General features: G+C 39.7%; 16 protein-coding genes. 10 read left to right on the top strand and 6 right to left on the bottom strand.

What is annotated here, in order from left to right; translation table 11 throughout:
* The first annotated feature begins 94 nt into the window (after window positions 1-94).
* The 5 genes from JW841_15705 (at window position 95) to JW841_15685 (ending at window position 3,226) form a co-directional block, all read left to right on the top strand.
* Complete coding sequence (locus tag JW841_15705; GenBank protein MBN1962378.1) at window positions 95-1,342, top strand: hypothetical protein; 1,248 nt, start codon at window positions 95-97, stop codon at window positions 1,340-1,342.
* A 238-nt stretch (window positions 1,343-1,580) separates the two neighbouring features.
* A complete protein-coding gene (locus JW841_15700) occupies window positions 1,581-1,877 on the top strand; it encodes an HU family DNA-binding protein (GenBank protein ID MBN1962377.1) in 297 nt (98 codons plus the stop codon).
* A 164-nt stretch (window positions 1,878-2,041) separates the two neighbouring features.
* The gene (locus JW841_15695; GenBank protein ID MBN1962376.1) at window positions 2,042-2,230 is read left to right on the top strand and encodes a hypothetical protein; all 189 of its coding nucleotides are present in this window, start codon (window positions 2,042-2,044) and stop codon (window positions 2,228-2,230) included.
* 11 nt (window positions 2,231-2,241) lie between these two features.
* Window positions 2,242-2,562 (top strand): DUF1844 domain-containing protein, encoded by a 321-nt coding sequence (locus JW841_15690; protein ID MBN1962375.1) that lies wholly within the window; start codon window positions 2,242-2,244, stop codon window positions 2,560-2,562.
* A gap of 97 nt (window positions 2,563-2,659) precedes the next feature.
* Window positions 2,660-3,226 carry a hypothetical protein gene (locus JW841_15685; protein ID MBN1962374.1) on the top strand — a complete coding sequence of 189 codons (567 nt, stop codon included), beginning with the start codon at window positions 2,660-2,662 and terminating at the stop codon, window positions 3,224-3,226.
* 22 nt (window positions 3,227-3,248) lie between these two features.
* Here the strand turns inward: JW841_15685 and JW841_15680 are convergent, their stop codons facing one another.
* The 5 genes from JW841_15680 to JW841_15660 form a co-directional block, all read right to left on the bottom strand.
* Window positions 3,249-3,665 carry a hypothetical protein gene (locus JW841_15680; GenBank protein MBN1962373.1) on the bottom strand — a complete coding sequence of 139 codons (417 nt, stop codon included), beginning with the start codon at window positions 3,663-3,665 and terminating at the stop codon, window positions 3,249-3,251.
* A 1-nt stretch (window position 3,666) separates the two neighbouring features.
* The gene (locus JW841_15675; protein MBN1962372.1) at window positions 3,667-4,206 is read right to left on the bottom strand and encodes a hypothetical protein; all 540 of its coding nucleotides are present in this window, start codon (window positions 4,204-4,206) and stop codon (window positions 3,667-3,669) included.
* The gene (locus JW841_15670) at window positions 4,203-4,901 is read right to left on the bottom strand and encodes a sigma-70 family RNA polymerase sigma factor (protein ID MBN1962371.1); all 699 of its coding nucleotides are present in this window, start codon (window positions 4,899-4,901) and stop codon (window positions 4,203-4,205) included. The genes JW841_15675 and JW841_15670 overlap by 4 nt, the downstream gene beginning before the upstream one ends.
* 133 nt (window positions 4,902-5,034) lie before the next feature.
* Window positions 5,035-5,880, bottom strand: coding sequence for a pyrroline-5-carboxylate reductase (proC, locus tag JW841_15665; protein ID MBN1962370.1), 846 nt, complete (start codon window positions 5,878-5,880; stop codon window positions 5,035-5,037).
* The gene (locus JW841_15660; protein ID MBN1962369.1) at window positions 5,870-7,003 is read right to left on the bottom strand and encodes a HEAT repeat domain-containing protein; all 1,134 of its coding nucleotides are present in this window, start codon (window positions 7,001-7,003) and stop codon (window positions 5,870-5,872) included. Before JW841_15660 ends, proC begins: the two co-directional genes overlap by 11 nt.
* Window positions 7,004-7,193: 190 nt before the next feature.
* On the opposite strand from JW841_15660, the gene JW841_15655 reads away from it, so the two are divergent.
* From JW841_15655 to JW841_15635, 5 genes are read left to right on the top strand one after another with little or no spacing between them, the layout of a single operon-like run.
* The gene (locus JW841_15655; protein ID MBN1962368.1) at window positions 7,194-7,931 is read left to right on the top strand and encodes a ComF family protein; all 738 of its coding nucleotides are present in this window, start codon (window positions 7,194-7,196) and stop codon (window positions 7,929-7,931) included.
* Complete coding sequence (locus tag JW841_15650; GenBank protein ID MBN1962367.1) at window positions 7,915-8,757, top strand: ABC transporter permease; 843 nt, start codon at window positions 7,915-7,917, stop codon at window positions 8,755-8,757. The genes JW841_15655 and JW841_15650 overlap by 17 nt, the downstream gene beginning before the upstream one ends.
* A gap of 6 nt (window positions 8,758-8,763) precedes the next feature.
* Window positions 8,764-9,498 (top strand): ABC transporter ATP-binding protein, encoded by a 735-nt coding sequence (locus tag JW841_15645; protein ID MBN1962366.1) that lies wholly within the window; start codon window positions 8,764-8,766, stop codon window positions 9,496-9,498.
* Entirely contained in the window at window positions 9,495-11,066 is a 1,572-nt protein-coding gene (locus tag JW841_15640) for an MCE family protein (protein MBN1962365.1), read from the top strand. The genes JW841_15645 and JW841_15640 overlap by 4 nt, the downstream gene beginning before the upstream one ends.
* 41 nt (window positions 11,067-11,107) lie before the next feature.
* Window positions 11,108-11,470, top strand: coding sequence for a nucleotidyltransferase domain-containing protein (locus tag JW841_15635; GenBank protein MBN1962364.1), 363 nt, complete (start codon window positions 11,108-11,110; stop codon window positions 11,468-11,470).
* Between the two features lie 311 nt (window positions 11,471-11,781).
* Here the strand turns inward: JW841_15635 and JW841_15630 are convergent, their stop codons facing one another.
* Window positions 11,782-13,119 carry an ATP-binding protein gene (locus JW841_15630; protein ID MBN1962363.1) on the bottom strand — a complete coding sequence of 446 codons (1,338 nt, stop codon included), beginning with the start codon at window positions 13,117-13,119 and terminating at the stop codon, window positions 11,782-11,784.
* Window positions 13,120-13,666 lie beyond the last annotated feature (547 nt).

Here is a 13,666-nt window from a genome sequence, read left to right as displayed (position 1 = left end):
TTTCTAACTGAACAGTCTGTTGTAGTTGATAGTGATCAAACCTTCGGGTAGCATGAGATATGGGCATATCATTAATAATTTGCGGAGGCGTTTTATGTCGATCGCAGGAGTGCAATTAGTAGATCGTAAGCTTGTCCATAAAAATTTTAGTAAAAACGTGCTAGTTGCTAATCTTCGTGGTGAGCTGCCGGTTGTTATTTCTGAGAATGTTTTTAATCAAATACTTAAAGAAAGTTGTGATTTTCGAAAATACATAGAATGTATGTATGTTCCTTGGAATTTTGGTACTATTCCAGGATGGAATGATGGTGCTACTTCAGTGAGTATAGCTAGATATTTAACAGATATAATTGAATTAGATATTGCACAATATGAAGAAATAATTAGCAAAATTCACAAGCATGATCATGAACTAATTGATAGATGCTACTGCCAATATAAAAAACCTGATAAATATATACTTCGCTCAGATCTTGGAGAAATTGAATACGAAAGACTTGTTCGTTTGTTATTATCATCTCAAAATTTATGGAGTGAAACTGAAAAATATTATTTTGCTAAGTTATTGCATGCGCAAAAAAATAGTAGTGAGACACTTCAGAATTTTTATGCACTACTTTACGTTGATACAACCCATGAGTTTTTTTTCGAACATAGTATCGAACATGTACCTGCTAATTTGTTATTAGAAGCCGTACGTCAATTTGTTTTAGCTGGAAGTCATGTATATTTTTCGGTACCGCTTTCAGACAGTCAATTTGTCTTAAAAAAATTTTCGAGTGAATTCTTTTGCTATTTAGACTTATGGTATCCAATATTAATGCGAGCACATATTCTTGCCGATGAGCAGATATCTCCTACACATAGAAAAATGGAAGTCGAAGTGCAGGTGGCGCAACGAGGTGTTGTTGCTGCAAGTTTTAAGTTAACTGGTGAAGTAATTCGCTCTGAGATTTTTCGACGATTACGTCATCATTCTGCAATGCAACTACAAGGCCATTGGTTTAAGCTTTCTCCAAAAATAAAACATGATTTTGCTTGGAAAGGCCATAATGGTGAAGAGGTCAGTACTGCAACAATTGTAGCTATAAGCTCGCATGGCTTGCAGTTGCATCTTGCAGGCACAGTTAGTACTCCTCCAACCGGAGGTTATGATTTTTCTTTGTATGTAGAAAATTACGGCCAATTTCTTGGTCATGGAGATATTACCCGCTTCTGGTCAAACCAAGAGGGATCGTACGTCGAACTTACTTATTCTGAAATGAGCAAACTCAAGCTTGAGGCAATAACAAGCTTAATTATTCAACACGGTTTTATTCTTGAAGAGAAAGTAGTTGCTTGAACTTAGAGAGAAATTTTAATTTTAATTTTTTTTTATAAGTTCTTTTTTAGACTAAAAAGTGTTTAAAATTGTGCCGTTTTTTCAAAAAAAGTTGGATTTATTGCTCCTCGCAAGCACGTCTAACATTTTTATTAATAAGAAAATGCACAAATATTAGCAAAAGTCTGTTGAAATAACCAAGCTCCTTCTGGTATCCGCTCCATACAGCATTGCTAAAACCCTCTCGAAGGAGCCGATGATGGCCAGTGGTACGAAAGCGATGACAAAAAGTCAGGTCACCAAGTACTTCGCCGAAAAATTTGAACTACCTAAAAAGACGGCGGCTGCAATTATCGATGAGGTTGCACACCTTGCGGTAATGCAGACCAAAAAAGCAGGCGTCTTTGTTTTACCAGGTATCGGCAAGCTGGTTAAAGCTAGGCGTAAAGCTCGCACCGGTCGCAATCCTGCAACCGGTGAACCTATCAAAATTCCAGCTAAGACTGTAGTTAGAATGAGGTTATCAAAGAGTTATAAAGACGCAGTACTCGGTTAAGCAGCTAAATTTTTGTGCGGTTATATTCTTGCCTGTACTACGAATAATGGTGGTGCAGGCAAGAATAAGGCTATTTTTATAAGACTACTTGACGTTTTTAATTACCCAACCTATATACTCGCTCAATTGGGTTATATATTAAATTGTTTTATTAGGTATGAACTATGTCAGATATTCCTAAAGAAATCCTTTTTGATGTACGTATGGTTGAGCGTCATATTCGCAGTGGTCTCATAAAAAGAGAAGATTATGAGAAGTACTTAGCGGAGCTTGCTGACGTACAAGCTGAAGCAGATCCCATTAATCTTGACGAGCTTGATGAACTGACAGCAAACCGCCAGCTTATGAGTTAATTTCTATTATTATGACTGATCGGGAAAAGGTACCTGATTCTAAGTCGGCAACTAACAACGCGAATAATGATCACAACTGTGCGCAACGAATTGATTTTATGTCGTTTATTGCGTCATTGGCGACTAATGCTTTTGCGGCATTAGGTGTTATTTCTGACGAACAGGCCAAAGATTTGCCACGCGATCAACAACTTGCAGCTGAATACATTGATATTTTGATTATGCTACAAGAAAAGACACAGGGTAATTTAAATGCAGCAGAAGAAAATACCTTAGAGCAGATAATTGCTGATCTTCAAATGCAATATGTACAATCAACTTGTGATAGCTAGGGGTCTGTCTCTAAATTTGGCTAATTTAATTTGTTATTAGTTATGCAGTTATGGCTTCAATGCTCTCAGATTTGTGATACCCTTATTGTCGTACTTCATGCAACGGCGACGTTACGACACAGCGGCATTAGTAGGTGATATAAAAAAAGAACGGCGTAATGCCGTTATCTTGTTGTTTGTTGGTGTAGCTATTTTGGTATTTCTGGTTGTCTACTTTACGCATCTGCGTGGTGCTGATGTTCCAGAGGTTCCTAAAGAAAACAACCGCCCAGCAAATAGTGCTCAAGATACATTATCATCATCACCAAAGGTGGTTTCAAATCCTACACCAAAATCAAGCACCACAGAACCAGCGACACCTACACCAGATAACCACTCTGAAAATACAGTAAACAATCAAGAGGTAAAACCTTCTGAAGATGCTGTTGTTATCATTAATCTGATTCGTCCAGGGCCTATTTTAATAGACGGTAAAATGGTGGTGAAAAGGACTAAAAAGCATGAAGTAAAATTAGCGCCAGGAAAACATCGAATTGCAACAAAGATAGGCCGTAAAATTGTGAAGATGCCTATAAATATTGAAGCTAATCGTCGTTACCGGGTTAATCTTACTGCACGTAAGAAACGTAATTCGATAAATGAGATAGAGCAATCTACTCAATGATGTGAATTTTTTTTAATATTGATTAAGATTTTTGACTTAAGGCGATAATTAATACACCATTTTCGTATGGCGGACCACCGATTGCTAAGGTTGCATTTTTAGCAATACTAACTTTCGTTTTAAATTTAAGATCAGGAATTTCGATTTCTAATCTAACTGTATCATTATCATATTCTAAAAGAGTAAGTTTAAGTAGGGCGCCATTTTGTAATTTTATCTTTTGGGTGTCATTAGATTTTAAAGCCAAAGTGGTTTGAGTTTTAAGCTCATATCCGGTGTATTTAAGTTCACCTAAGCTTTTAATTAGTTTAGTGAGGCTGGAATCAACGTGGTTAGAGAAGTTATGGGCCCAGATCACTCTAATTTTAAGCTGAGCAGCAGCTGCATAAGCATCATTATCAACAAGTAAAACTAAGATTATGCATACTGCCAGGGTCAATCTAAGGAGTATTTTCGTTTGTAGTAGCATCAGGTTCTACCCATATCAGAGTAGTAGAATAATCGCTATTATGGCGCACAATAGCTTGTTTCGCACCATCGCATTGCAGTGATTCAATGATAACGCCTGCAAATTTTGTAGATACGCTATTGCCGTTATTTTGCAAATGATTTGAAGCCCACAAAACTACCAAAGGCGCTGATAAGGCGCCAATACCCATAGCTAAAGCGATACCAGCCAAAGCACGGCGATGAAAAGTAATTAAATCATGCCAAAAGTCTAATAACTTATTACCAAGTTGTCGTTGCTCACGTTTGTTTATTTTGGCGCGTATACGAGTTAAAGCAACAAGAGGATCTAAATCACCTACTCCTTGATCAACGAGGCTTATAAGTGATTTACTGCGTTTTTGTTGGCTATTAATGGTCTCACGGCATTCACTACACTGAGCTAAATGTCGCATACACTCATAGTGGCGTTTACCGGCTTCGCCATCGGCATAAGCACTTAGTAATTCTTCGGGGAAATCGCATTTTTTCATCGCGATTGCTCCGGTAAATTTTTAGAATCAACTACGCAAGTTTCAATTAGCTTGGCTTGCATACCTTTGCGGGCATGAAATAAACGACTCATGACCGTACCTTTTTTTATAGATAAAATATCTGCAATTTGATCGTAACTCATCCCTTCAAGCTCTCTGAGCAGTAAAACTGCTTGATGTATTTCAGGGAGATCAGCTAGAGCCTCGGTTAGCTGCTGTCTTAGTTGATGACGCTCGGATGTTTCACCTGGATGGCTATCATTGTAACGAGGCCAAAGCTCATTTTGTATAGCTTGGGCTTCTTGTGCGTTAGCAGTATCAAGATCAGCACGACGCTCACGTCGATAACGTCGCAATAAGTCAATACTTAAATTAACTACAATTCGGTATAACCAAGTGTAAAATGAAGAGGTTCCCTCAAAATCGGCCAGGCGTATATGGACACGTGCAAAAGCATCTTGCACTACATCCTCTGCATCTTCAGTATTTTTTAATAGGCCATAAGAAACACGTACAGCGCGGCGATAATGCCGTCGTACTAATTCAGCAAAGGCAATGCTGTCGCCATTTGCGGCACGTGAAACGAGAATTTTATCAGTAATGGGCTCAGTCATTGGCCTTATAGCTGTAATCGTATCACCATATGGAGGTCGCCACAGCCAACATAAATCTATAGCTGCAGTTTCATTAACCATGGAACGCTCGATGCCTCCTTATAAAAGCATCGACGTTCGTGGACTTAAGTCTATTCTATTATGTTATAAAGATTATCAGTAATACATTATTATTACTAATTTATAAATTTTAATAGTTAGTTAGGGAAACGCCCTAGCTATCTTTTTTAGCAAGTTCACGTGATTTATTCGTTGCTGCAACTACTGCATTGATAATAGTGGCTCGTAGACCGCCACTTTCAAGAGCATGTAGCCCTGCAATTGTAGTGCCACCAGGGCTAGTAACTTTATCTTTGAGAACACTTGGGTGTTCACCTGTTTCAATTAATAATTTGGCACTTCCGTAGAGGGTTTGGGTTGCTAAAGCTAGTGATTGAGTTCGCGGGAGACCAACGCGCACACCAGCATCAGCGAGAGCTTCAATGATCATAAATACATAAGCAGGCCCGCTACCGGATAAACCGGTTACTGCATCAAGCAAATTTTCATCAATATTATAGACTTGACCAACTGAGGCAAAAAGGGCGTTTGCCTGTGCGAGATCATCTTGATGAGCATGTTTACCTATTGCGATAGCAGTTGCCCCAGCTTCAACGATTGCTGGAGTGTTAGGCATTGCACGACAAACCCTTGTGTTAATTGGTAATTTGTTTTCAATATTTTGGGTTGAAACACCCGCGGCAATTGAAATAACCAAAGCTGTTGGTTTAATTGCTGCGGCAATGTTGTCAAGAACACGATTAATTACTTGTGGTTTTATTGCTAATAAAACAATATCGGCATCTTTTACTGCTGCAGAATTTTGTTGGGTAGTGGCAACGTTATAAGTTGCAGCTAGTTGCGAAAGTTTTTCGAAAGCACAATCTGACACTATAATCTGTTTAGGAGATAATATTTTAGTATGAAGAAAACCTTTTAATAGGGCTTCACCCATATTTCCGACGCCAATAATTGCGATTTGTTTGTTTGCCAGTAGTTGGCGGGTGTTGTCAGTGTTCACGGTTTTCCTGCTTGTTGTGTAGCTGACGAAGAGTATTGTTTATTAAGTGCATGATAAATTTATTATCGGGATGTTTTAATAGTTCTTCTACTGCGGGCAGGGCAGCGGGATCATCAAGCTCACCAAGAGCCATAACCGCGATCCCACGTACATAGCGATCATTATCTTTGAGAGCCTCGGTTAATATTTTTAACGCTTGGGGACCGCCGACACAGCCAAGTAAACGTAGTGCTCGTGAACGGATATGTTTTTTAGTAGTAGGATTAGCATCTCTATATACCTGCGACATTGGTAAAAAGTCGCGCAGTCGTCGAAGAGCTTCACGAGCAGCCACCCGAACTTCTTCATCTTCGATATCGCGGTCATAAACAGCCAGTACAATTTCGGCGGCATCATGGCTTGGCATTGAGGCTAAAGCTAAAATAGCACCGCGACGAACTGCAACATCTGGATGCGAACTTGCAGATGATAAAAATCGCCATCTTGCAGGTATGGGTATTGCCATAACTGCTTTTGACGCAGCGGTTGAGACTTCAGCGACATCGCCTAATGCTAAAGCTAAAACAGGTTCAATCATGGGAGTTGGCGTTGAAGCGATAAAGCGTATTACTTCAGCACGAACGCTTGGGTAAGGCGAAGTGTAAGTTTTTAAAGCATATTCAATGGCTTCATTATGATTAAATTGCTCAAGGGCTTGGCTAGCTTGTGAGCGTACAAAAGGCTCTGGATCTATGCCGACGCGAGTTAGCAATTGCGGTATGGCATTGAATTCATGAAGCTTTGCTAATGCGGTGGCACAAGCAGCACGTACGGTATAGTGAGGATCTTTTTCAAGCGCATAAATTAAGGCTTTGCGTGTTAAAGGATCATCAATATTGCCTAATCTAATTGTCGCCTGTAGTCGTAGTTTGTGTGATTCGTGGCTTTTAAGTATATCAATAAGTTGATTAATTATTTGTTGGTTTGCGGTAGCAGTTTTTGGATTTGGTGCAGCAGTTGCTGCTGTTGAATTAGTAATTTTTACTAATGATAAACCTGCTATCAATAAAAAGAAGGTTAGTAGGGTGACGATTTTTTGCCGCATTAAAAATTTCTCGGCGCTGTATTGATATGATAGAAACACCGTATTGCCGTAGCACAACTTATGAGTTCAAGCAAAGTGCGACATGGTTGATATTTTGCAAAGTCATATCGCAGTGCGGCTTTGATGGAGGTATATAGGTCAAAAGTACACCATAAAATTAACCAATAATAGCTAGATAGCTTAATGTTTGCGTCAAACCGGCTACCGGAAATCGGAAAAAGGGGGAGAAATGTCATCAATTATTTTAAGTTTGCAAAGCATTATTACGGCGATGTTACCGCCAACTTGTGGGCTATGTCATAGTGTGCAAGCTGAAAAAAATCATTTTGGAATATGTAATAAGTGCCTTGAACATGTTCTGATCAATGATAAAAGTCGTTGTCGCATTTGTGATTTGCCGACCACAGCGCGGTTGTGTGAACAATGTCGTGTTAATTTACCTCCGTATAAAGCAGTAGTAGCACCATTTTTATATGGAGGCACCATCGCTGAAATAATTACCAGGGCTAAATTTCATAAACGTGAAGAATTAATATTAGGTTTGGCTCGTATGGTCGTTGCCCAAGAACGGGTGCGCCATTGTTTTAAAGATGTATCAATGATTGTACCTGTTCCTTTAGGAACTCGTAGGTTACGCCAACGCCAATTTAATCAAAGTGCTGTTCTGGCTCGGGTAATAGGGAAAGAAATGGGGATCAGAGTTAAATACGTGCTTAAACGCAAAAGACAAACATTGCCACAAAGTCAATTATCGTTAGTAAATAGAGCGCAGAACGTGAAGAATGCTTTTTTTTCACGCCAATTAGTGTATGGTCGCTGTATTCTCGTTGATGATGTTGTAACATCCGGGCAAACAATACGGGAAGCGGCAGAGGTTTTATGTAATGCTGGCGCAAGTGAAGTAATAGTGGTAGCAGCAGCTAGAACTGTGCAGATATTTTCGTCAAATGATGCGGACAAAAACTAATCAAAATACTGAGAAGACTGCGGTTAGTCGGCAGCAATTATCTCAGCTTTTTTCAGGAAATCTTTTTAATTTTATCTTTCGTGGCATTGGTGAATTAGGTGCGATGGCGCAACTTATGGCGCAAGCGTTGTTGATGGCGTTTCGTTCACCCCTGCGTCTGCGATTAATTTTTCAGCAAGCTGAATTTGTGGGGGTGGGGTCGATTTTTATTATTGTCTTAACTGGATTTTTTACTGGAGCAGTGTTCACTTTGCAATCAGTTACTGGTTTAGCACGAGTGGGCATGGAAAGTTTAGTCGGCTCAATGGTAATGCTGGCTGTCGCTCGCGAGCTCGGCCCGGTGCTTACCGCTTTAATGGTTACCGGCAGAGTTAGTTCAGCTATGGCAACTGAGCTTGGCACTATGCGGGTAACCGAGCAAATTGATGCTTTAGAAGTAATGGCGATCGATCCGGTTAAGTATTTAATCTCCCCGAGAATTATTGCGGGTGCAGTCATGGTCCCGGCACTCACATTAATTTTTACAATGGTGGCTGGCATTGGTTCATATTTAGTCGCGGTAGTAATGATGGGCATAGATGAAGGTGCGTATTTATCGCGTATTGAATGGTATTTAGACCCTTATGATTTTCGTCAGGGGTTTCTTAAATCAATTGCATTTGGTTTAGTGATTACGCTTGTAGGTTGCTATAAAGGTTATAATGCTTCAGGTGGGGCTCGGGGTGTTGGTGAAGCTACTACTAAGGCAGTGGTAATTGGTTCAATTGCAATTTTCTTGCTTAATTATGTATTGACCTCGTTTTTATTATTGTTTGAGCCAAAGTGAGGTAGCGTGATTCAAGTAGTTGATTTACATAAAAAGTTTGGTGATCACGCGGTATTGCGCGGTATCAACCTTAAAGTTATTAAAGGTACTACTCGAGTAATAGTAGGGCTGTCAGGTTCTGGCAAAACAGTGTTAATGAAGCACATTATTGGTTTGATGCGGCCTGATCATGGGCAAGTATTTGTTGAAGGTGAAGACATCACCAAATTAGGTAAAAGTGATTTAATTCGTATTCGACGTAAATTTGGTATGGTTTTTCAGCAAGCAGCATTATTTGATTCAATGACCGTATTTGAAAATGTAGCTTTTCCTTTGCGAGAACATACTAAATTTGACGAAAATGAGATAAAAGAGCGTGTTCATCGAGCTCTTGCTGTTGTTGATCTATACAATATTGATAATAAGTTTCCAGCAGAATTATCCGGTGGTATGCGTAAACGTGTAGGGTTAGCTCGTGCAATTATTATTGAACCAAGTTGTGTACTTTATGATGAGCCGACAACTGGTCTTGACCCGGTTACTACCGATAGTGTTGACCAAATGATTATTGATGCCAATAAAAGATTGCAGGTTACTAGTGTAGTAATCTCTCATGACATTGGTAGTGCTCTCGCTGTAGCTGACCAGATTGCTGTCATTCATCAAGGAGAGATTGTTGCGGATACTACACCAGATGGTTTACGGCAAAGTACTCATCCTTTTGTGCAAGAGTTTTTGCATTGTTGGTTTAAAAAACAATGAGCGTACGTACACCCATACTAGTTGGTATCGTAATTGTTGTCGCAGTGGTGGCATTTTCTTTTTTAGTGATGACAACTAGCAAAGACCGTTTTGGTGGCGATGACAATACCTATATTTTGTACGCTGATTTTGATGACGCCAGTGGTATACGTTTTAAAACTAGATTACAAATTAATGGCCTCGATGTTGGCAAGATTGAAAAAATAACTCATGTTAGGGGTGATGATGGTCGCCTAAAAGCGCGAGTTATGCTGCGTTTACTTAAAGAATATCCAGTTTATAAGAATGCAGTATTACGTAAAGTTGCCGAATCATTACTGGGGGATTTTCGTCTTGATCTTGACCCTGGCACCAATGCTGCAGCAATAATCCCAGCAGAGGGTATTATTCTTAATGTAGTTTCCCGATCAGATTTAGAACAGATACAAGAGAGTTTGAAAAAAGTAACCAGCAACGTTAATGACGTTACCGAAAGTTTAGCACATGTTTTATCTGGTCCAGAGGGTGAAGGTTCAATAAAGCAGATATTAGAAAATGTCGAAAAATCGATGGCGGCCATTGAACAGACCACTCGTATTTTATCACAAGTAGTAAGCCGTAATGACCAAGTTATAGAAGGTATTATTCATGATTTAGGCAAATTAACGAGCGAGCTTGCTTCATCAGCATCACCAGGCGGTGATTTAAAACAATTGATTGAGAATTTATCGCATCTTTCTGCACGACTTGATCGCATTGCTACATCTATTGACAATATGGTTGGTGGTGAAAGTGAAGTGGCCGCAGGTGGTGGTCAGCTTCGCCAAACTGTTGATCGCTTAAATGAGACAGCGGCGCATTTAAGTAATATCGCACGCAAAATTGATGAAGGTAAGGGTTCTTTAGGTAAAGTAATAAATGATCCCACCCTGGCAAATCGTGCCGAAGAAACTCTTGAAAACGCTAAAGAACTTGTGGGTGGTTTATCAAAATTGCAAACGCAAATTGAACTGCGTACGCAATATGAAGTGCCATTTCCTGGTGCTAGTCAAGATCTCATCTCAGGAGTTAAAAATATTTTAGCGCTGCATATCATTCCGCGACCAGATAAGTATTATATTCTTGAAGCTATATCTGATCCACGTGGTACGCAAACCCGTAAAATTATCGCCACTAAAGATCCTGAACAACCTAATGGCAATGTTTCTCAAGTAGAAGTAGTCGAGACTTCATATAACGCGGTAAAATTTTCGGCACAGTTAGCCAAACGCTATTATTTTCTAACCTTACGCTTCGGTTTTATTGAGAACACTGGCGGAGTGGGTTTTAATTTACATGGCTTAGACGATCGCTTAGAACTTCGTTTTGATGCCTTTGATTTTTCGCGACGTGACCCAGTTCACAATCGTGATGTTTATCCGCGTTTTCGCGCGACCGGTCTCTTGAATCTTGCTAATCACATTTATGCTCAAGGTGGTATTGATGATCCCTTTAATCGCGAATTGCGTACGTGGTTTTTAGGCGGCGCTTTGCGTTTTACCGACGAAGATTTAAAAGCGCTATTGAGTGTATCGTCGGCAGTACCGTAAAACATACTATGTGTAGTTCGCAATGAAATGAGGCAGACTAAGTGATGAGTGCGATTCTTGAAAAAAATAGCCGTGATCCTTTATATGGTTATAGTGTTGCAAGTTTTTTAGCGACTCTAAAAGAGAAACTCCATAATAGAGTACAGGCGGCATATTTGTTTGGCAGTTTCAATACTAATGAATTTCACGCAGATAGTGATATTGATCTTATTATCGTAAAGTATACTGATCTGCATTTTTTAGAACGAGCTACTGAATTTTTTGATTTATTAGATATTGTGCCAACGATGTATATTTTAGTTTACACACCTGATGAATTTAAGCGTTTAACTTCAGAACCTTCACCGGGATTTTGGCAATCTGTAGTTGCTACAATACAGCCACTTATAACTCCTGCAGATTAAGGTGTTTAAGAACATAGCACCAGCTAGGCGCGCGGGGAGACCTTTTATTGTGAGAGCCATAAAAGATGGCTCTTGATCTCCTCTTGTGTTTGTAAAAGCATATAGGGAATGTTTCAAATATATTTGGTGGAAATGTAAAATGCTTGTCATTTCGACCACCCTTCCTGTCATTTCGACCGTAGGGAGAAATCTATTCTGTATAAATTGTAAGACAAGATCTCTCCTCACCTTCGGCTCGTCGAGATAATGACATACCCCTTAACTTAAGCTTACGGATGACGTACCCGTTTTGCCAATGTTTTTTTAAGGATTTAATGCTCGAATGCTTGTAGATTGTTATTTGACTGAGTGAGGAGATTAAGACCATAGAGTGGAAGAAAGGTTAAATTTTTAAGACACTCAAATTGCCGCTGCGATACCGCAATACCTTTTAACGTTTGAAATTTTTCCATAAACAATTTTAAGCTCTTAAGCTTTCCTCCCGGCCCAGATTTGACTTCAATCGGAACAACATGTGACCCCCATTCGGTCAGATAATCAACTTCTGCGCTGCTGTTTTTTGCCTCGCGCATCCAGTAATACAGCGCAGGTTGGCGATAAGGATCGTGATATGCAAGAAGCTCCTGGCCAACAAATTGCTCGGCAACTGCTCCATTATGAATACTCAATATATCTTGCGCATTTATAATATCACCTTGATATCCACACATGTTTTGCATCAATCCAACGTCCAGAAAAATGGCCTTAAAGTGCCGCTCGCGCACTCCTGCACCTAGCGGCAGACCATCACCGTTTGTTGCATAAACGCGTTGCACAACTCCGGCACGCTCTAGTAGCTCAATTGCGTTTTTCAGCTCACGAGACGTGAACTCGTTGTCCACTTGTGAATATTTAAATTTTCTGCCGACCATTTTTGGGACGGAGCTAAAAATTGCTTGCAGATATTTATGCTTGACCATGCTGGCGTATTTACCGAAATCATCGCGATAGGTCTGGATAATTGACAACTGTACTTGTTGGCATCTTCGCAAATTTTCGCTGGCGATATATTCATTGACAACATTGGGCATGCCGCCGATCACTAGATATTTTTTTAAAACTGTAAGTGCATGCTTATGAACTGCAACCCCGATCTCTTTAAGCGACTCTGCTTCTGCAATCATTTTACGCAACCGGCTCTCGCCAGTAGCTTCGCAGAATTCCGCAAAAGAAAGCGGTTTCATGTATAGGTATTGAATACGTCCCACCGGTACTTCTATTTTTTCGGTATGCAACAAGAATTCGAGTAGCGAGCCGGCTGCAATAACATGGAGCTGCGGCATTTTTTCATAGTAATATCGCAGTGCTTTCATCGCCATCGGGCATTGCTGGATTTCATCAAAAAAAAGCAGTGTTTCTCCATGGCATATATCTTTCTGGGTAAGGATTGAAATCTTATCGTTTATTTCTTTGGGCTCGAGTGTAGTGAAACAGCTCATCATTTGTGGCTGCAATTCAAAATCAATCTCGACGATATTCGAAAAATGCTTTTTTGCGAAGGATCTTACGGTATAAGACTTCCCGACTTGACGTGCGCCACGTAATAAAATTGGCCTTCTACGAGGATCATCTTTCCATTCTAATAAAAGCTGATTAATGTCGCGTTGCATTACAAATTCCAATGTCAATACCAATAATAAGGTATTATTTTATACGTATTTTGTAGATAATACAACCATATTATATGCCTATATAGAAACGATCAGTCAACAGCGCGCAATTATAGGAAATTATAAATTAGACTTGATTACGAATAAGCTCACTTAAAAATTTCTAATTTCTAATTCTCTGTTCACTGGGTATTTAAAGAACAGAGAATAGGGAACGGGGAATGAAAGGCGAATTATAGGGGAAATTATAGGGGACACTGTAATAAGCAATTTCTTAATCCCCTTGTCAGCATAAATTTTAGATGGTAGGCGCCTTACTGTAACTTAAGAAAATGCAGGCGGGGTTTAAAGCAAACGAAAAGGCGCAAAAATTAACAAGTGTCGCAAATTGCGACATTTGCATGACGCGAGCGTGTCGCAAAATGCGACACATAAAATTTAGTAATCTCGTAACTAGGCGAAATTATTATAAAGCCACAGTTGGCCTAAAGTTTGCTTGCAATGCCAAGCGAGGCACTTTTAAAAATAACCCGCCTCAAAGAGGGTG

This window comes from Deltaproteobacteria bacterium (assembly GCA_016931625.1).
GTDB lineage: Bacteria > Myxococcota > XYA12-FULL-58-9 > XYA12-FULL-58-9 > JAFGEK01 > JAFGEK01.
This window is presented reverse-complemented; position numbering and strand designations above follow the sequence as displayed.